14 protein-coding genes are annotated in these 20,140 nt (G+C 54.7%); 6 read left to right on the top strand and 8 right to left on the bottom strand.

Annotated features, from left to right (window positions below; all coding sequences use genetic code 11):
• Positions 1 to 52: 52 nt before the first annotated feature.
• The 4 genes from JJL52_RS11495 to JJL52_RS11480 form a co-directional block, all read right to left on the bottom strand.
• Entirely contained in the window at positions 53 to 5,350 is a 5,298-nt protein-coding gene (locus JJL52_RS11495) for a non-ribosomal peptide synthetase (RefSeq protein ID WP_202052559.1), read from the bottom strand.
• Between the two features lie 668 nt (positions 5,351 to 6,018).
• Positions 6,019 to 7,053, bottom strand: a complete 1,035-nt coding sequence (locus JJL52_RS11490) for an IS110 family RNA-guided transposase (RefSeq protein WP_202052558.1) — start codon at positions 7,051 to 7,053, stop codon at positions 6,019 to 6,021.
• Positions 7,054 to 7,689: 636 nt separating this feature from the next.
• Complete coding sequence (gene rlmN, locus JJL52_RS11485; RefSeq protein ID WP_236994213.1) at positions 7,690 to 8,877, bottom strand: dual-specificity RNA methyltransferase RlmN; 1,188 nt, start codon at positions 8,875 to 8,877, stop codon at positions 7,690 to 7,692.
• A 74-nt stretch (positions 8,878 to 8,951) separates the two neighbouring features.
• Positions 8,952 to 9,338: a Fic family protein gene (locus JJL52_RS11480; protein ID WP_202052557.1), complete on the bottom strand. Its 387-nt coding sequence runs from the start codon at positions 9,336 to 9,338 to the stop codon at positions 8,952 to 8,954.
• A 346-nt stretch (positions 9,339 to 9,684) separates the two neighbouring features.
• Here JJL52_RS11480 and JJL52_RS11475 point away from each other — a divergent pair, with 346 nt between their 5' ends.
• The 3 genes from JJL52_RS11475 to JJL52_RS11465 all read left to right on the top strand — a co-directional run bounded on the left by JJL52_RS11475 (position 9,685) and on the right by JJL52_RS11465 (position 12,045).
• Positions 9,685 to 10,413, top strand: coding sequence for a hypothetical protein (locus JJL52_RS11475; RefSeq protein WP_202052556.1), 729 nt, complete (start codon positions 9,685 to 9,687; stop codon positions 10,411 to 10,413).
• A 163-nt stretch (positions 10,414 to 10,576) separates the two neighbouring features.
• Positions 10,577 to 11,761 (top strand): WD40/YVTN/BNR-like repeat-containing protein, encoded by a 1,185-nt coding sequence (locus JJL52_RS11470; RefSeq protein WP_202052555.1) that lies wholly within the window; start codon positions 10,577 to 10,579, stop codon positions 11,759 to 11,761.
• Between the two features lie 5 nt (positions 11,762 to 11,766).
• Positions 11,767 to 12,045 (top strand): ubiquitin family protein, encoded by a 279-nt coding sequence (locus tag JJL52_RS11465; RefSeq protein WP_236994212.1) that lies wholly within the window; start codon positions 11,767 to 11,769, stop codon positions 12,043 to 12,045.
• A 458-nt stretch (positions 12,046 to 12,503) separates the two neighbouring features.
• On the opposite strand, the gene JJL52_RS11460 is transcribed toward JJL52_RS11465, so the two are convergent.
• On the bottom strand, positions 12,504 to 12,794 hold the full coding sequence (locus tag JJL52_RS11460; RefSeq protein ID WP_202052554.1) for a hypothetical protein: 291 nt from the start codon (positions 12,792 to 12,794) through the stop codon (positions 12,504 to 12,506).
• A gap of 224 nt (positions 12,795 to 13,018) precedes the next feature.
• Between JJL52_RS11460 and JJL52_RS11455 the strand changes: the two genes are divergently transcribed.
• Together JJL52_RS11455 and JJL52_RS11450 are read left to right on the top strand one after the other, a co-directional pair.
• Positions 13,019 to 14,128, top strand: a complete 1,110-nt coding sequence (locus JJL52_RS11455; protein WP_202052553.1) for an SbmA/BacA-like family transporter — start codon at positions 13,019 to 13,021, stop codon at positions 14,126 to 14,128.
• Between the two features lie 83 nt (positions 14,129 to 14,211).
• Complete coding sequence (locus tag JJL52_RS11450) at positions 14,212 to 14,760, top strand: YkgJ family cysteine cluster protein (protein ID WP_202052552.1); 549 nt, start codon at positions 14,212 to 14,214, stop codon at positions 14,758 to 14,760.
• A gap of 155 nt (positions 14,761 to 14,915) precedes the next feature.
• Here JJL52_RS11450 and JJL52_RS11445 read toward each other — a convergent pair whose 3' ends face one another.
• From JJL52_RS11445 to zorA, 3 genes are read right to left on the bottom strand one after another with little or no spacing between them, the layout of a single operon-like run.
• Positions 14,916 to 16,499: an EH signature domain-containing protein gene (locus JJL52_RS11445; RefSeq protein WP_202052551.1), complete on the bottom strand. Its 1,584-nt coding sequence runs from the start codon at positions 16,497 to 16,499 to the stop codon at positions 14,916 to 14,918.
• On the bottom strand, positions 16,490 to 17,185 hold the full coding sequence (locus JJL52_RS11440) for an OmpA/MotB family protein (protein ID WP_202052550.1): 696 nt from the start codon (positions 17,183 to 17,185) through the stop codon (positions 16,490 to 16,492). Before JJL52_RS11440 ends, JJL52_RS11445 begins: the two co-directional genes overlap by 10 nt.
• Positions 17,185 to 19,002: an anti-phage ZorAB system protein ZorA gene (gene zorA / locus JJL52_RS11435; protein WP_202052549.1), complete on the bottom strand. Its 1,818-nt coding sequence runs from the start codon at positions 19,000 to 19,002 to the stop codon at positions 17,185 to 17,187. The genes JJL52_RS11440 and zorA overlap by 1 nt, the downstream gene beginning before the upstream one ends.
• Before the next feature lie 556 nt (positions 19,003 to 19,558).
• On the opposite strand from zorA, the gene JJL52_RS11430 reads away from it, so the two are divergent.
• Positions 19,559 to 19,726: a hypothetical protein gene (locus JJL52_RS11430; RefSeq protein WP_202052548.1), complete on the top strand. Its 168-nt coding sequence runs from the start codon at positions 19,559 to 19,561 to the stop codon at positions 19,724 to 19,726.
• Positions 19,727 to 20,140: the final 414 nt, after the last annotated feature.

The following is a 20,140-nucleotide window of genomic DNA, read 5'->3' as shown; positions in this document are numbered from 1 at the left end:
TCGAGCCGTGGGAAACGAACGGATTCGCCCCAAAAACCCAGGCAATCCGGCATCATTCCTCGCTCCGATACTCAGCCATGCGATCGACGAATTCGGCTAGCGTCGCCGCTTCGAACAACACATTGACCGGCAGATCGATCGCGAACATTTCCTGTATTTTTGCCATCACCTGGACGCCCGCCAATGAATGCCCCCCCAGTTCGAAAAAGTCGTCGTGAATGCTCAACCGATCGATACCCAGGACTTCACGCCAGATGGACGCCACCGCTTCCTCGGCCTCGTCGCGCGGGGCGACAAAACCGTCCTGACCGCCGGCCCGGATTTCCGGCATTGGCAGCGCCTTACGATCCAGCTTGCCATTGGCATTCAACGGCATGGACTGAAGCCATAGCCATGCCGAGGGCTGCATGTAGTCGGGCAAGCTCTCCTTAACCCAAGACTTCAGCGCATCCTGAACCGAAGCATCTCCGCTCCAATAGGCGACCAGACGCTTTATGCCGGGCACATCTTCCCGCACGGTGACGGCCGCCGCAGATACCGCAGAATGGCGCAGCAAGCAGGCTTCGATTTCACCGAGTTCAATGCGGTAGCCTCTGATTTTGACTTGCCGATCGAAACGTCCCAGGAATTCAATGTTTCCGTCTGCGCGATACCTCGCCCTGTCGCCGGTTCGATACAAACGTCCGCCGTTGCGAACGAACGGATCCGGCACAAAACGTTCAGCCGTCAAAGCGGGTTGGCCGAGATAGCCTCGGCTAATACCGTCGCCGCCAACCAGCAACTCTCCCGCCACCCCCACTGCAACGGGCTGCATCGCCGCATCGACGAGGTGAATGCGCATATTGGCAATGGGGGCACCTATTGGCAGCGTGGCATCGCAATCCGCCGGTTGAACGCGATAAACGCTGCACCAGACGGTGGCTTCGGTCGGACCGTATTCGTTGAATAACCCGACGGCCGGCAAGCGTGAATGGTGCAGTTCGGCCAAAGTGCCCGGACAGGCTTCTCCGGCGACGATGGCGGTGCCCAGGCTTCGCAACGCGGCGCTGGGCACATGCTCCAGCAAGAGTTGATACAGCGACGGCAAGGTTAACAGGTGGGTGACCCGGTTACGCTCGATCAAGGCACCGAGCCCCAGCGGTTCTTTCAGCAGGTTGTCGTCGGGCAAACACAAGGCGGCGCCTTGGCTTAAACTCCAAAAAATACCCGCCACCGAGCTGTCGAAGGCGAACGACGGCAATAACAGGTAACACCCCATCGGTTCACGGTAGTAAGCGCTTCTCGCCAATGTGGAATGCAACAAATTGGCATGGCTGACCACCACGCCTTTGGGATGGCCGGTCGAGCCGGAGGTATAAATCAGATAGGCGGCGGATGCCGGAAAACGCTCAACGGCCGGGTTAGCCACACTGTATGCGCTGAACTCATGCGGTTCGTCGACGCAGATTTTCACCGCGTGGCCGCAATCCGGAACCGGTGCCAGGGACAGCACCGTCAACAGCCAGCCGGTCCCGGCATCCTGAAACAAATACGCTTGCCGTTCCCGAGGATAGCTTGGGTCAATGGGCACATACATGGCGCCCGCTTTCAAAATGGCCAGCATACCGATCAATAAGGCGGGGCCACGGGGCGTGCTTAACGCGACGCGGCGCTCCGGACCGACGCCCTGCGCGATCAGATAATGCGCCAGCCGGTTGGCCCGTTCGTTTAACTCGGCATAAGAAAGCCGCAGCTCTCCGAACACCAGCGCCGTTGCCTGGGGCTGGCGGTCCGCAACCGCTTCAAACAGGTCAACGATGTTGCGCTGCGCCGGATAATGCATAGCCGTGGCATTCCAGTCCGCCAGTTGCCGTTTTTCAGGTACGCTCAGAAACGGTAATTGGCTCAACCGGGCAGCGGGGTCCGCCACTATACCGTTCAGCAGGCATTGAAAATGTCCCAGCATGCGCCGTACCGACAATTGGCTGATGACGTCGCAACGGTAGCTGAACACGGCCGTCAATCCCTGGCAGGTTTCCGCGCACAGCAGGGCCAAATCGAATTCTTCCGATCTTTCCGGCAAGGCAACCGTTTCGACAGCGGCATTGGCCCATCGGCCGGCGGCGCCGGATTGTCCCAAGGCCAGCGCTGCCGCCAAGGGATGGTCCGCGGACTGCAGCACAAACCAGGCCCGAAACGGCGCCATGTCGTTGCCCGTGCGGGGCAACACCTTCTCCACCAATAAAGCATACGGATAATGCTGATGATCGAGCGCCTCCAACACGGCGGTGTTGACCTGCGCCAAATAATCGCAAAACGGCTGTTCGCCCTGAGGCCGGCTGCGCAAGGCGACCGGATTGACGAAATAACCCACGGAATCGGCAAATTCACGTTTGGGCCGCCCTAAAGTCGGACTGCCGACGATCAGGTCGGTTTGACCGCTGTAGCGGTACAGCAGGGTCTTGAAGATGGTTAATAACAACGTGTACAGCGTGGTGTGATGGGCGACGGTTAAGCGTTTGAGCTTATCCAACGTTTCCGGCGAGATGAGCAACGTTTCCGCGGCGCTCCGGTCTGACGATGCCCCCGCGGATGGACGTTCGCCCGGCAGTTCCAACCTGGGTATCTCGCCGGCCAATTGCCGGCGCCAATAGCTCAGGTCTTGTTCGGCAGCAGCGCTTTCCAGATAATGTTGCTGCCATGCGACATAATCCGAGTAGATTGAAGCGGAGGATGGCAGTTGAGGCGCTTGACCGGTACATTGAGCGATATAGAGTGTTTGCAACTCGGCCAGCAATACTTGCAGCGAACGAAAATCGACGATCAAATGATGCGCACAAAACGCCAGAACAGGATCGGCACCGGTACAACGGAATACGCCGCATCTCAGCAGCGGTCCGTGTTCCAGGTCAAACGGCTGGTTGACGAAAATCTGCAGCGTCTTCATTTGCTGCGAGCGGTCGCAACAATCAACCCGTTCCAGCCGCGGCTCCGGTGGGTCAAGAGGCAGGCAAACCGGATGCCGGTCGGCGCCCAGTTTAAACCCGACACGCAGTTGCGCATGACGCCGACGTAACTCAATCAGCGCACGGCCTAGCACATCCCAGTTCAATTCGCCCCTGATTTGCAATGCAACCGGCATGTGCAAAGCTTTGCCCTGCCCTAATTGCGCGCGTGTCCACAACGCCTGTTGGTTGTATGACACAGCGAAATCCAAAGCCTTCCCTATACCGGTATCGGCAAGGGGAACGGGTGCGTTGGCGGTATGCTTGGCCAGACTCAGCGCCGTTGCGGCGCAATCGGATAAGGTCGAGCCGCCGAGTAAGCCGGAGACCGGCATATCGACATCCAGCAACGCGTCGATGAAATATTTCATTTCCACGGCTTTCAACGAATCCACGCCCAGTTGCGATAGCGTATGGTGTGATTCGGCAGCGCCGGCAGGCAAGCCTGATAATGCCGAGGCTTTCAGCACAAGATGTTCCGCCAATAAATCGGCGGCATTGACGCTATCCATCGCCAGCAAAGCCTGGCGCAATAAGCGGCGTTCGGCGGCGCCCGCATCGACATTCGCTAAAGGCCGTGGCTCGCCCGCCGCTTGCAGGTTGTCGCTGGCGATCAATTCAAAACCCTGTTGGATAAAAAGCGCCCGGCAGGCATTCCGGCGAAGCTTTCCGCTGCTGGTTTTTAAAACGGCGCCGGGTTTGAGGAACAGGATACGGTCGGCTTGGATACCGCATTCTTCGGTCAATCGGGCACGAATCGCCGAGAATTCGCTACGGTAATCGCCTTGTCTAACCCGATTACGTTTTAATTCGGCCAACACGATCAACTTTTCGCCGCCGCCTTCATCAACCGAAAACGCCACTGTCGATGCAGGATTCAGCGCATCGGTTGCCGCTTCGACGGCATGCTCGAGATCGTGCGGGTAATAATTGCGGCCGCGAATAATGATCAAGTCTTTCAAGCGCCCGGAAACGAACAATTCTCCACCGTCGATAAATCCCAAATCGCCGGTGCGCAGCCAGGGTTGGCCTTCGGCATCTTTGACGAAAGCTTTGCCGCTCATTTCGGGATTCTGCCAATAGCCCTGGGCGATGCTGGGACCGCTCAGCCAAATCTCTCCGATTCGGCCCTCCGCACAACACGCAGCGCTATCAGGATCGACAATACGCAAGTCTTGCCCGCCATCGATATCGATCGCGCCGCAACCTATAAGGCTTCTGGCATTGAATGGATTGTCACCGCTCGGATGGACTCTGCGCTGCTCCAAGGCGGTTTTATCGAACGCGGCAATTCTTGGAAAGGATTGTTTAGCGCCGCCAGTCGCCAATAACGTTGCTTCGGCCAGCCCATAACAGGGATAGAACGAACGCCGTTGGAACCCGCATTCCATGAATGCTTCGCCGAATCGCTGCAAAGTCAGCGAATTGATGGGTTCGGCGCCGTTGAAGGCCAGTTGCCAACTGCTGAGATCGATCCCGGCCAATTCATCGCGGCCGATTTTCCGGACGCACAAATCGTAAGCAAAATTAGGACCGCCACTGGTATGTGCACGGTAATCGCTGATGGCTTGCAGCCAGCGCAGCGGTTTTTCCAAAAACGCCATCGGCGCCATCAAAATCGCACTCGCTCCGCAATACAAGGGCTGCATCACATTACCGATCAGGCCCATGTCGTGATAAAGCGGCAGCCAACCGACTACGGTCGAGCGTTCGTCATGGCCAAACCGGCACTTGATCAACTGCTGGTTTGCCATCAAGTTGCCGTGGCTGATCATCACGCCCTTGGCGTCACCGGTAGAGCCGGAGGTGTATTGCAGAAAAGCTAAATCCCTGGCTTGCAATTTAGGGGGTTGCCATGAACTCGCGCCATCAATGGGTTCAAGGGCATCCGTTTGTAGCCAGTGTTTGCCTAACAGATACCCCGTTGCGTCGGGGAAGCAGCGAATATTGTCGGCAACTTGCCGGACGGTCAGAATGATTTTCGCTTTGCTATCATCCAAGATGGCCTGTAACCTGGGCATATGCCGGTTATTGCCGGGCGGATAGGCGGGAACGGCGATCGCCCCGGCGTAAAGACAGGCAAAAAAGGCTACGATATAATCCAGGCCGGACGGATAGAGCAATAAGGCCCGCTCGCCTTGCATGCCCCTCTGCTGCAACGTTGCCGCCAATTGCCTGGCTTTTGTATTCAGTTCGCCATAGGTCAACGAGTCCCGGCCCGAGACTCCGTATTCCAAAAACGTGTACGCGATCCGGTGAGGATGACTTGCCGCGCGCCGTTGCAACACCTCCGCCAGAGAAGTTGCTCCTTCCAGCAATAGCGCATCATCGGTGGAACATTCCAAATAATGTCGTTCGATTAACACATACCCTCCGTCTTTCCAACCGGTGCCGTATGAAATTTCGTCTTTGAATCGCCGTCTTCAAGTGCAGGCCACCTGCACTGAGAAGCCAGGCAAAATGATTCAAATGCGCTTAGGATTTGGCCCCAAATCACTTCCCGACCCAAGACCCAATGCCGTTAAACTAAGCCGTCATCTCGGCAGGGATTGCCGAGATCCAGAATACAGGGATGTATTTTAGAGCTTGCCATCCTTGGCTTCTGGATTCGGCAACTGCTCCCTGGGTTGCCCTCCCTCTGTCCATAGACCACCCTTTAGTGGTGGCATCCATGCAGTCGTCCGGCAATCCCTGCCGGAATGACGTGGTGGCCTTAACTTAACGGCGTTGGTTCAAGACCTGCCAGGTTTTTAAAACCTGGCAGGTCTACCATCCATACCGGAAGTTAATATCGGCCAGATCCTTAGATATGTAGAAGACGATTTGCGGAAATAATTTCCCCACCAAAAAGTTGCTTTAATAGCAGCTTAGAAACATTTCGGCATTTTTGAGGATAAGAAATGATGGAGCGAAAATAAGAACCGATAATTTTCGGAATGAATTCAGGGATGCAGGGCCGCAGGATAGGTACGACTCCAAAGATGTAGCGCGTAGATACTCTGTTAAAAGTCAACTAATAAACCGATGATTTTGCCTAATTAGCCGCGACCGGAATGGCATAAAAACGCGTATTGTCAAAAGGTGTATCGTTTTTCAACATGCCGTGGATCGCATGGAGCAATTTACGCATAACCGCACAGACCGCCTGTAATGGTTTCTTGCCGTTCGCGATGAGATGCTGGAAAAAGGCGCTGACATGCGCATCATGCGTTTTGGCGCTCAAGGCAGGCATATACAGGGCTGAACGGATATGGCGGTTACCGGCCTTTGACATCCGCGTTTTCTTATGGACGCTTTTGCCGGAATCAAAGGCTTTGGGATCCAGGCCTGCAAACTTCACCCATTCCCGATGGGACAGCCCAGGCGGCAGCAAGAGCAGTTCGCCCATCAGCGCAATGGCGCTGGTTTCGGCAATGCCTTTGATGCCGGTTAACAAGGTTAGCACCCGATTGAGTTCGGGATGTTTGGCAATCAAGAGCAGGGCTTGTGCCGTCATCTGGTCGATGCGTTTCTCCAACTGGGTGATCGCCAATTTGGCATCTTTCAGCACGGCTTTGGGCGTTTCTTGGGAGGCGGCAAGCGCATGCAGATGATTTTTGGCGGCCGCTTTCTGACCGGTGAGTGCATTGATGCGGCGAGCGAAGCTACGCAGAGCCAGCTTCTCATTGGTCGGGCGAGTCCAGGCAACAAAGTCCATACGTGCCGCATATTCGGCCAGGGTATCGGCATCAACCGCATCGGTTTTGCTGTTTTTCATCAACACCTTGGCAAAGTTATGCGAGGCTTTGGGATTAATCACCCTGAGTAACACCCCGGCATCATGCAAGGCGAGGGCTAAATCGAAATGATAAATACCCGTGGCTTCCAGGCAGACAATGAGACCCGGCAACTTGACCAGCTTCTTAACCAAGCGGGCGCGATCGGCAGGGGGGTTGGCGAACTTCTGGGGATCAACAGACTTGCCGTTCTTGCGAATCACCAAGATGAGTTCCTCGGCGCCGACATCAATGCCTGCAAACAACGCTGGCTGAGATTCAGGGACTGTTTTTATGAGGGGATGGGGCGTCATAGTGATTTGGCAGGAGTGGGTTAAAGACAGTAAACTGTTCGCTGGTTCCCGACCCTGCGCATGCACCTACCTTCCTTGTGTATGCAGGCTCTAAGCCTCGGATACTCCACGGTATGGGTGAATAGGGCGGGGGCCAATCTACACGACAGGCTCTGGTTAACAACCAGTCCTCAGGCTGGGACGGCCTCCCAATGAACTATTACAGCTTACCTGATTTCCTTGGCAAGATTTTTTATTAGATTTGATCATACAAGGATGGGTAGAGCGAAGCGAAACCCATCATAAGGCCAATGCCGTTAAGTTAAGGCGTCATACCGGCAGGGATGTGTTCTGTCGTTGCCATCCCTGGCTTCCGGATTCGGCAACTGCTCCTTGCGTTGCCCGCGATCGCTTGTTCCCGACGTGATCTACCTTCCCCATCCATGGAGGCGTCGATCGCTTGTTCCCGACGCGATCTACCTCGCCCTTCCTTGGGCTCGTACCTCCTGTGTCCCTACAGTCGTCCGGCAATTCCTGCCGGAACGACGAGTTTCTCCTAACTTAACGGCATTGATCATAAGGCTGCGGGTTTCAATTGATGGGTTTCGGCTGGCGCCTCTACCCATCCTACCTTGCTCAGCGGTACTTCAAAGCCATTCAATTACTAGAGTTGAGCTGCCCGCATGCTGCCAACACATCATCGCCTTTGGTACCTCTGATTAAAGTCGGGATTTTAAAGGCATCCAGAACTTCTTTGAATTTTTCAACCTTATCCATATCCGGACTGGTGTAACGCGATCCCGGGAATGCGTTAAAAGGGATCAAGTTGATATAAGCGCATCTGTCAGCCAACAGCCTCCCCAGTTTTTCAGCATCGGCCGGATCATCATTAAAATCCTTGATCAGGATGTATTCATAGGTGATGAATTGCTTCTTGTTTAAAGGTATCTTGTCGATATAGGTCAATACCTCATCGAGCGGATATTTTTTATTGATGGGAATCAGCTGATTGCGTTTTTCTTCAAATGGCGAATGCAGCGATAAGGCAAGATTCACGCGTGGAATTTCCTCGCTCCAGCGTTTAAGGCCGGGAATATAGCCCGCCGTTGAAACAGTGATTTTCTGCACACCGATCGAACATCCGTATTGCGATAAAAAAATCTCACACGCTTTCTTAACGGCATCGAAATTATGCAAAGGCTCGCCCTGCCCCATAAAGACGATATTCAATATCCGCTCTTCGCCCGGCCTATTTGTTGCCAACCAGCGCCAAGCCTGTAGGAACTGCCCCACAATTTCGCTCGTCGCCAAATTCCGCTTCAGCCCTTGTTCTCCGGTAAAACAAAAAGAACAATTCATTGCACAGCCGACCTGCGATGAGAGGCAAATCGAATATTTGTTATTGAACGGAATCAGGACGGTTTCAACTTTATGACTGTCCTTCAGCTTAAAAAGAAATTTTACGGTTCGATCTTTAGACTCATAGACTTTATCGATTTCAGGCAAAGAAAAGTCATAGTTTCGTTCAAAAAAGGCCAATGAATGTCGGGATATATCACCTTTGCATAGAGTGGTTTCTTTTTTCTTGTAATGCCAGTTGAAAAGAATTCTCGCGACCGAGCTGTTAAAGTCATTTTCACCGACAACCCTCTCCAGGTCAGCGAAGCTAAGATCATAAAAAGACTGTTTCAAAAAGTTTCCCCCTGGAAATAGCAAAAATTTGCCGATACCGGTTAATTTTAACGATTTAGGTTGCCTTCGGGAAAGGGATGAATGGTGACCGGGTGAGGGTACGAGGCGGCCATCGCGATAATCTGCGCGACTTTGCCCATCCTCGCCAACCATGTAGGGTACGCTGTGCGTACCTTTTTAGGCTTAAAATCGACACTGCTTTAAAAAAATGGTACGCACAGCGTACCCTACAGGCTATGCAGCCAGCGCAAGAATTCGGCCGCCGCCGGCTCCGGCAAACGCCCTTCCGCGTACAGCTGGTCGATCGACCACAGTAATCGGACATGCTCGCGCCTCAATCTGAAGGCATGCTGCAACTCGTCTGTTTCCAGGTCATCCGTTAGGGCTCGTTCAATATCCCGAGTTTTAGTATGATGGCCCTCGATCAGGTTCGAGTAATAACCATTCATAATCCGAACCAGTTCGGCAAGGCTGGCAGCCGTACGCGGATGCAACCGGTTAGCGAGCCTTTCGGATGGCGTTGCCAGATTCGCGATCAGATCGGTCATGCCGGTCGTAATGTTTTCAAGCAGGCAAGGCTCTATTCGGTAAGGCAATACAATGGACATAGGCATGCCGATCCTGAAATTTAATAACCTATTATTATTGAAAAAATATTTATACTTTTTATTCCGGATTTTGCCGATCTGTTTTGCCGATTGCAAAAATAATTTTAATCCATTGTTTTAATTAGAATTTATGGGATTGTCCCGCATGTAGTTTTGCCGGTGTTACTTGAGTAGCCCGTGCGTAGGTTTTACATCAATGTTGTGGACGGATAGCATGACGCAAAAACCCAACTATTTTTGCGTGTAAGGGGCCAGAAAAAACATTCGAATCTGCAAGCTATCTCCGCTTTGATTGTTGGGCTTCCTATCGTCAGCCCAACCTACGCGCTTATTAAGAATAAGATTATGGCTTATGAAAATTCAATATCTTTGCCCTCAATGCCATCCAGAACCTAGAAAATCTTCAATAGTGACTCTCCGAGATCTCTTTGAGGTTGAGCAAAAGCAAATTTCTGACAATGGAATTCATCCGGCTAAATGCGATAAAGGACATGAATTCGTAATAATCTTCGAAGCTGCCAAATTTGAAACGCTTTTTGATATAGGAATGAACGCATTACGGGATGGCTATCCGAGAGAAGCAGTATCTTCTTTTACAGCATCATTCGAGCGCTTCTTGGAATTTTATATTAGATACGTATGGCATCTTAAAAAGATAGAGCCTAGCATCATAGAGAAAACGTGGAAGTTAATGGAAAATCAGTCTGAACGGCAATTAGGAGCTTTCATTTCTCTTTATACTGTTGAACAAAAAGAGAGCCCGCCATGTTTATCAAATGAAAAATCTAAGTTCAGAAATAAAGTTATACATAAAGGTTATATTCCTTCCATAAACGAAGCTATAAATTTCGGTAAAACTGTCTATGAAATAATATTGGAAATTGTTATAAAATTAGAGAATTGGCCTAATAATTCACTTCTTGATTTTTATTTTTCACAGACACCTAAATACCCTGAAGAATATAAGTTTGTTATAAATCATAGCCCACAAGCAATTTGCTTAGCTCGAAAATTTGAGAATTCATATAAAGTTGAATTTAATAAAGTTCTTAAATATTTTGATATAAACTATAGCTCGTAGCCGTGTAGGGTACGCATCGCGTACCTTATTTTGACTTAAATCCGCACTGCTTTAAAAAATGGTACGCGATGCGTACCCTACCTAACGCACGGTCAAAAGGGAACTCTGCCTTTACGTTCTGTGCTGCAGTTACATCTATCCGCGCAAACATGAGGCCAAACCGATGTCCGACATGATTCTTTTAGGCACCCGCAAGGGTACGGTGATAGTCGATCGTTCAAATGCCGCCTGGCATCCACGCCCCATCCTGCATGCAGGCATTCCCGTCTGTTACGCGGCGCGCGATCCGCGCGACGGTACGCTGTGGGCTTCGCTAGATCATGGCCATTGGGGGCCGAAACTGTCGCGTTCGCGCGACGGGGGCACGACCTGGGAGGATGTGCTGTCGTTGAAGTACCCGCAAGGCGCGCGCTATATCGTCAAGTACCTGCCGACGCCGGATTTCGACCCGGCTGCTCCGGTTGGGCAGCCCGAATACAAGGACGCCACCGTATTCAAGATCTGGAACCTGGCGTTCGGCCATGCCGATCACCCCCGCCGTCTGTATGCCGGCACCATTCCCGGCGGTTTGTTCGTCAGCGATGACGGCGGCGATAGTTGGGAGCTCAACCGGCCGCTGTGGAATCACGATAGCCGCGGCGGCGATCTGTTCGCCGGCGAAGCGACCAGCGAGAACCGTTGGTTCGGCACGCCTGCCAGTATCGATTACGGCGTGTTCGAACCGGGCATCCATTCGATCGTTATCGATCCATACGATTCGAATCGTATCCGCGTTGCAGTGTCGTCGGCCGGCGTGTTGGAGTCCGCCGACGGCGGGCGAACCTGGCAGAACCGTAACCGCGGCATGTTGATGGATTATCTGCCGAATCCGGAAGCCGAATGGGGCCACGATCCGCATTTCGTGACCGGCTGTTCCGGACAGCCGGATCATCTCTGGCAGCAGAACCACTGCGGCGTGTTTTACAGCAACGACGGCGCGCAGACATGGAAAAAGGTCAGCCTGCCGGAGGCCGGCGTGCATTTCGGCTTCCCGATTGCAGTCGACGCTCAGGACGGGCGTACCGCCTGGGTCGTGCCCGCCCGCGCGGACTCCGAGCGGATGGCGATCGACGGCGGCCTGTACGTGGCGCGTACGACGGACGGCGGGCAGTCCTGGCAGGCTTTGCGCAGCGGCCTGCCGCAGCATGACGTTTACGACGTCGTCCTGAGGCACGGCCTCGACGTCGCCGGCGATCGCCTCTGTTTCGGCACGACGACCGGCAACGTCTACCTGTCGGAAGACCGCGGCGAAACCTGGCAGTGCCTGGGCAACCATTTTCCGCCGGTTTATTCGGTGCGGTTCGGCTGAACGCCATGCCGACGGTCAAAATGACTCGACACCTTTTCCGGTTTTTTCCGGCGCTCGAGAACCGGCCGATTACCGTGCCGGCCGGCTCGGTCGCCGAAATTTTGCGGGCGGTCGACGAGATTGCTCCCGGATTCACCGATTATGTGCTGGACGAACGCGGCGCGCTGCGCCGGCACGTTTATCTCAGCGTCAACGACACGATAGTGGTCGACAGAGAGACCCTCTCGGATCGCGTCCCGGAGGATGGGACTGTGTACATTTTCCAGGCGCTGAGCGGTGGGTGAATACCCAATGTCGTTACCGTAAAAATACTAAGTAGGATGTGCTGAACGAAGTGAAGCGCATCAGGTGCCCTTCAGTGTATTCGCGACCGATACCCTGAGGGGCACTCGGTGCGCCTCCTAACGTCGGCAACTGCTCCTGCGTTGCCCTACCTCTTGCATCCTACGCATTTTCAGCTGCCGGGGCGATGAAAGCGGCTTCATGTCTGGTAAGTCAAGATATTGCGTAGGCCGGATAAGCGAAGCGCATCCGGCATCAGTGTGGTGGATGCGCTTCGCTTATCCACCCTACGACCTAAATGCCGAGGGTCGTAGGATGGGTAGAGCGCAGCGAAACCCATCGTGAATGGCCATATCGTACATCAATTGATGGGTTTCGCTGCGCTCTACCCGGCCTACCTTTGCGCGTACGCGGACGGCAGCTTCTAAGGCAATCCTAACCGGCACGAAGGCCGGAAAATTTAAACCACGCGCTCCCAGTCTATTTTGGCAGGCTTCGGGTTCTCTGCCTCCTGTACAATGTCCGGATTCTTTAATTCGTCAGGGCATTGCTCGTTAACTTTTATCTCGTTGACCATATAATTTTTAGCCTCGCCGGCGCCCAATTCTACGTTCGGCTTGACGGTTTCCGGATCGATATAGGTCGTCTTTCCTATAACCCCCCATAAAGCGAGTATCATCAGCAGCATGGATAAAAAAGGCGCCGACAACATCAGCAATCTGATGAGTCCCAATAACAGTTGTATAGCCATAGCTTTACCCTCCTGTAAGCGCATAAAGCATCCAATATCATAAGCCATGCAATAAATCAAGGAGAATACGGGGAAGCTCCAATGGCGGACAGGGAGGCGTCTGCGAGCGGTTTCAACTTCAATTACCGCATAAGGTAAGTTTAGTATAGTATTTATCAATTAGATCATAAGCATAAAATAAAAATCTGGTTTCGGGCGTTTGCCTGCGATGCCTTGGGAGAGCAATGTTGACAAATCCTGCGAAAAACTTTTTTATCCGGTTTATGAAATTGGCCGGCCCTTACTGGCGTTCCAAAAATAGCTTGATCATATGGACGGAGACCTTTTTGCTGATCTTTCTGACGGTAATGCAGATTGAACTGGCCGTCTATATTACCCAGTGGAATGCCGATCTTTTCGATGCGATTGAACAACGCTCGCTGGCGACTGTAAAAACCCTCTCAGGCGTATTGTTCCTGATCTTCGTCGGCAGCATCACGATTACGACGGCCCATTTGACCGTCAAACGGCGGTTAATGATCGGTTGGCGGACATGGCTGACCGAGAAAGTCATTTCCGCATGGCTTCAACAAGACCGCGATGATCGGATTATGCCCCTGTCCCAGAAGGATCATGACAATCCGGACGGGCGCATCGCCGAGGACATTCGCATCGCGACCGAAGACGCCATCGCGCTCAGCCATTCCTTGTTTTATTGCTTGCTGATGTTGACGAGCTTTGCCCGGATACTTTGGGGGATCTCCGGGAGGATCATCTTCGAGTTCAGGAACGTTTCGGTTTCGGTTGCGGGATATTTGGTCTGGATTTCGATCAGCTACTCGATTTGCGCTTCGATCCTGGGCTGGTGGATGGGCAAGCCGATGACCTCGGCCACGCATGCGAGACAAAACCAGGAGGCCAATTTCCGGCATGACCTGATCGAAAGCCAGACTCATTTTCACTCCTCTCCGGTGCTTCGGGACGAGGGTCATAACGAGCAAACGCGGCTGCTGGATTCGTTTCGGGCCGTGATCGTGTCCTATGCCGAAGAAACGGCGGCATGGATTCGGATTCAAATCTTTACATCGGGCTACTCGGTCGCCTCGATGGCCTTGCCCATCCTGGTTGCCTCGCCTCGCTACATCGCCGGCGCCATATCATTGGGGATGCTGATTCAATCGGTGCAGGCCTTTCAGCACATGGTTTCCGCTTTGTCGTGGCCGGTCGACAACATGGCGCAAATCGCCAAATGGCGAACCTCGGTCGAACGGGTGTTAGGACTCATCAATGTCTCTGACCCTCAGGCGCATGCGATTTCTCCGCCGAACGCAAAGCCGGTCAGGAAGATGCAGTGAGACTGTGTTGACCGAAGAAGAATCCCGAGTGAGCCCGTAACCGGTTTCATTTTTCCCATCATTCGTACCGAAATACACGATCCATGCCTACACAACCGAGAACAAGCGCGGACGGCGAGACAGGTTCGCTCGACCGGCTCCATGCCGACATCGAAGCCCGCGTCCTGGCCATCCGGGACGGCCATCCCGACTGGCTGTGCCGCCGGGGCTGCGACGGCTGTTGCCGGCGGCTCGCCGAAATTCCCCGGCTTACGGCGGCGGAATGGGATAGGCTGCGGGAAGGACTGGCCGCGCTGCCCCCGGATCGGCTTCGGGAAATCCGCCGGGATGTCGCCGCGCTGGCCGGCCAGCGGTCGCGCCCCGTCGTCTGCCCGCTGCTGGACCGCTCCGCCGGCGCCTGCCGGGTTTATGCCCACCGGCCGGTAGCCTGCCGCACCTACGGCTTCTATGTTCAGCGCGACCTGGGACTTTACTGCAAGGACATCGAAGCGCGGGTGGCGGAAGGCGCCTTGGCCGAAGTCGTGTGGGGCAATCAGGATGCCGTCGATCGCCGCCTCGATGCCTTGGGCGGCATCCGCGAGTTGACCGACTGGTTCGCGCTGGAGGGGTTGGCGGAACACGGCAAAGGATGACCGCCGGCCGCGCCGAATTGCCCTCAACAGAGCCTCCCGGTCCCCGCTCCGGAAGATTCCTCGGGTTGCGGCAGACGATCACATCGCCGTTATGTCTCCCCCTGGCAGCCTGGATCGCACCCTCCGGGCCGCGGTTCCGGCCGGATCCAACGCTCTCAAAGCTCTGCCGCCTCTTCCTGCCGGGATTGCCGGTAAAACCCGTCGGCGCGGCGAATGAAGCCATGTTTGCCCAGCCATTCTCCGAGTACCCCGGAACCGTGCTTGTAGCATATCCTTTCGGCCCCGTCGGGCAAGGCTTCGACCACCAGCCGATAGCGTGCGGCCAGCGCCGCGAAACTCAGGCGGTCCGGAAAAATACCGAATTTCGCCAGTTCCGACTGGAAGGCCTTTTCCCAGGCATAGCCGGAATGGATCAACCCGTCGCTGTGCCCGTAGCTGTTGGTGAAAACATTTTTCGTGGTATCCCGGAAAACGCCGTAACGGAGGCCGTGTTTCAAGAGCTGGGGATTAATCTCATCCTCTCGATACGCCCAGCATTTGCCTCCGGCCTTTACCGCGGATTCGAGAATGAACAGGCCGCCGATTTTCATCAGGATCAAATTGTCGTCCGGCTTTTCCGGATCGCGGAAAACGGGGCGCCGTTCTTCCCTATCCTGCGAAAGGCGGGACGGGGACTCCTTTATGGAATTGCCGGTCCAGATATGGGTAAATTCGATCTGGTCGGCAAACTGCAGCCAGAACTCATAGCGGCGGCTTTCTTCGGCGAGTTGCCTGAAAACCGCCTCGATGTCGTGAGGCACCAGCCATCGCTGGACCATGGCCTTGGCCTTCGGCGTCACCCGCAGCCAGGCGGTTTGCCTTTCCAGCGAAGGGCTCTTCCAGCGGAACACGGCCAGCGACAGTAAGGTCTCGTGAGGCTCGGCAACGAGACACAGGGAATACCGGTCGAGTATTTTCGCCAAACCTTTGTCGATGCACTCCCTGCGTTGCCGCAATTGAGCCAGGACGGAATCGATGGCCCGCTTGAAGCGGTCGTCTGGATAGTCGACGATCGCATCGACCTGAGCCATCACCAATTCGGGCCAAAACCAGGAGGTCGACGGGATATCGACCTCCCGGGCGATGCCCTCCACGATTTCATAGTGCCCTTCCAGCGCGTCTTTGGCCAGCGTCCGCGTGGCGTTTTTTTCCAGGACCCTTCTGTGCTTTAGAATCCCTTCCAGCCAGCGCGGCTTGAAGCTCGAACTGCGCGATACGGCATCCAGCGAATTCGCGAGAAAAGCCCGCAACGCCTCTCGATTCCGAATCTCGGCCGCGTTGTTGCCCGGCGGGCAATTCAGGTAGGCGCTGAGCAGGCCCTGCCAGGGATAAGGGCTGAGCATCCGGCCGGAATAGTGCGCGGCGAATTCGGTCAGCAAGAAACCGACAGCGCTCTCCGATTGCATCAGCGAGCCGTGGCCGGCGATTTCGGTGTGCAGCCCCCGGCAGATCAATGCGACTTCCAGCCAACTGAAAGAAGGCATCTTCGAAGGTTCCTTTACCCAACAAAAAAACTTCTCCAGCGTCTGGCGCACCATTTCCGGATTCGGCTTGCCCATTTCCGCATTTTTCAGGGTTTCCCCGATCCTGATTTTTGTCGCCTCCATATGCTTGACGGAGGCCGCGAAAGGCGGAATGCGGTAAATATTTTCGAATTTCAGCAAGGCGAAGCTGAAATGCTCGGCGTATTTCACAGGCATTTCCCGAAATCGGCGGTATCCACCGCATTTACGGTGCTCGGCGTTTCGTCGAATCCCAAAAAATCCAGTTTGAATTCGACCCGCCGCATTTCGGCTTCCGTTTTTCCCACGCCGTTGTTGAAGCTGTAGCCGCCCACCAGAAAAAGATCGCGGATCATGCGTTTGTCGTCGTCGAGCAAAGCGGCTTCTTCAGGCGCCGGAGGTTCGAACAGGCTGCACAGAACGGTTTCCGCCCGCCGCATGCTCAGTTGCAGATTGAGCAGATAGGAACCAGTGGGGGAGGCATAGCCCTCGACCACGACCCGTTTGAGCAATTTTCCCCCATCCTTGCGCGCGACATTCAGCACGATGGGCACGAACTTCCGCAGCGTCTGCTTGGCGGATTCGGAGAGTTTGGAATCGTTGTTGCCGAATTGGGCCTGGCTGCCGAAATCGATGCGGTTGTTGACGCAATCAACCGTCACGCCGCTGACGCCCTGGGCCGCCTGCTTGATTTCTTCGCACAGCTGGCCGATTTTCTTGAGATGCTCCAGTTCCGGCGCCGGATTGGTGATAATGACCAGCGAAAACGTCATGACGATGAGGAACATCATCATCATTGCCGTCATCAGGTCGGCATAGGAAATCCAGAACGGCTTTTCGCCTTCTTCCTTTGGCCTTGGGAGAGGTGTGCCGCGCGACAGCATCAGATTTCCCTGCTCCGCATCATCATGTCGGCAAGCCCGCCGATGGAAGCCGCCAACGGCTCGTAGGCCGAGGCGACCTGAGTGAGCGTGTCGGCGTGGTGCTTGTGGAACTCGGCATCGTGCCTTGCCATTTCTTCCCGAAACCTCGCCAGGGTTTCCGCCAGCTTCTCGGCGATGGCGGCCACCGATTTATCCGCCTCGGCATTCAGCTGTTCGAACGCTTCCACCGTCGCCTGCATCTGCTGAACGATTTGCCAGTTCATGCCGGCTTCCTGTTTGGCTCTCTCGAGCATGCCTCCCATTTCGGCGACCATTTGGGCAAGGGCGTCGCGCGTTCCGGCGGACTGCGCCAGGATGGCCGCGACCGAATGCGAGGCGTTTTCCAACAGGCCGCCGCTTTGGGCAAGCTGCAGCGAAACCTGCTCGGCGCGCTCCAGGACGCCGGCCACCTTGTCGCCGGCCAGCGAAAAACGCTGGGTGGCTTCCGAAATGCGCGCCGCGCTGTCGTTCATTTTTTCGATAGCCGCGGCGAAGGTCCGGCTCGTGTCGGCAAGCTGCGCCTCCAGCGTTCCCTGCGAGGCGCCGAGGGCATCTACCAGGGACGCCATGTTGGCGGTGAGTTCTTCGCGCTCCGCTTTGCCCGACCGGCGCAGTTCGTGCAAAAGTTCGTGAAAACCCGCCTGCATGTCGCGCATCGATTGGGCCGAGTCGTCCATCATCCCGACCAGCCCCAACATGCGGTCGGCAAAGGCGCTGTCGATCTTGTCGGCAAACGACTGGACCAGTTGCTCCAGGTTGGTCGTCACCGTAGCGCCCTGGTCGCGGCCGACGCGCGCCATCTTGTTGCCGATGTCGTCCAGGCCTCTTTCCAGTATGCGGTTAACCCGGTCGCCGTGTTCCTTTCCCGATTCGATATGTTCACGGATTCTCGCCGACAGCAATTCGCCCAGCCGTTGCGATTGTTGGACCTGCTGCGCGGTCTGGTTCTGCAGCACGGCGGACAGTTCATCGACAAGGCTGTCTTTCAGTTGGCTCATCTGGACGGCGTTTTCGGATGACGACTTGACGAGCGAAGCCAGGTAGTCTTCGCCGACGCCGCCTTCGTACAACGTGTCCAGCAGTCGGCACAGCGCTTCCAGCCGCCGATAGCAAAGATTGAGCAATACCTTCTCGAAAAACGTCACCGCCATGGCGGCGCCGATGGCGAAGAAGGAGGCGATGAAGGCGCCCTGGACTTCGGTGAACAAGCTTTTCAAACCGAGGAAAAGCTTCTCCATCTGGGCGGAATCGGCCCTTGCCTTGGCGAGCAGCGAAGGATCGAATTGCTGGATGCCGTGAATCAGCCCGTAGAATGTGCCGATAATGCCGAGCCCGGTCAACAGGCCCGGCAGGTGTTTGAAAAATTCCACATTCAAGCGGGCATCGACGAGCAATTGGGGAGTGAAGACCGCTTCGGCGGAAACGGTCGAGCGGATACGGAGTATCCGTCCTCGCGCGTTTTGGTCCTCGTACTGCTCGTGCAGAGTATCGCGGAAGGTATCCCAAACGCCGGCAAAGAAACGGTGCCCGAATATCCGGTCCAATTCGTCTTTGGTAACGGTTTCACCGCCGGCTTTTTGCCTCCGCAGAGCCGCTAAGGCGCCGATGGCCGATTGGAGGCGCCACAGGGAAACAACCGCCTGTCCCACATACCAAATCAAAAATAAGAGCAGCAGGACGGCAACCACATTGATCACCATCCGCGGATTGCCGTTGATGGGAATATCCAGCCATTGGCCGAATTGCCGGGGAAGAAAAGCGAACAAGGCGTCTAACATTTAAAGCACATCCTGACAGTGTTTACGAGGGGATAAGCGCGCTTCGCGAAAAACCGGCGTTCGGCACAGCCTCATCGGGACCTGCCGCCGGCAGGCTCACTCGCGGCAAACGGAAAAAACGGCCATGAGAAGCCAATGGCGAATCTCTACCTGGACTTTATGCGCCCCATGCTATCACGGCACGAGTGACTCATACAAAAATCCGGCTCGGAATGGCCGGCTCGAAGGTTGAACCGCACGGAATGAATACCGGAAATATTCATTTTTTACCTTATCGCTATCGATTTTTACGGCGATCGCCCTCCGCCCGATTCATTAAACTATGTCTCGGGCGCAGCAAAAAGCATTTGGCCGAATTTAACCCTGCTTCGGGAAATTTTGACTGCCCCGTAAGGCAACCCTAGCGAGAGGCGTATAAATTATGAAATGTCCGTACTGTCAATGCGAAATAGTGGATGAGAGTTTCGTTTGTTATTCTTGCAGGGAGGAATATCGGGCCGGCTTGCGGGAAACGCCGCCTGAATCGTCCGGCCCCGGCCATAGGATTTATGCCGGAATGCTGATTGCCGCAGTGGGCAGTTTTTTATACTTGTTCTCGTTGAGCGATCCGGCTCTGCAATTGACTCATTGGACGAGAGCGCTGGCTTTCCTGATCTGGCTCGCGTCGGTGGCGACGCTGATTCTGATGGTGGTTTCCAAAAGAAAATTGCCGTTCCCGCCTTAATCGAACCCGCACGTAACCGTAAAACCGATGCATTGCCCAATGTCGTCAAGATAAGCCGAAATGAGGCGAGGCCGATTATGGCTGAATTGTTCAGCCAATGGCTCAGCGCCTATTTGCGCAATCCGATGTACTCCGGTCTTCCGTTAAGATAGCAACATCTAACAGCTTTATTTGGCATTAGCCCTTCGCCGGTTCAAGAGCGAATTTTCCCAAGTGCTGCATTGGCTCGACAATCGCGGCCTGCAGGGCAGCCAGGGCTTTTTCCCCGGGCGGTCTATGGGCAATGCAGCCGAGAATATCAGGGCAATACGCCGAAAAAGCTGGCTAACGCTTTCAAGCCGGTTGGATGATAGCTGCTAAGGATTTGGCTCCAAATAATTTCCCGGTCCAAGACCTGCCAGGTTTTAAAAACCT

The sequence above is a fragment of the Candidatus Methylomicrobium oryzae genome (assembly GCF_016745425.1).
GTDB classification, from domain to species: Bacteria; Pseudomonadota; Gammaproteobacteria; order Methylococcales; family Methylomonadaceae; genus Methylomicrobium; species Methylomicrobium oryzae.
Note: the sequence above shows the minus strand (reverse complement) of the source record. Positions and strands in the feature narration are given on the sequence as shown.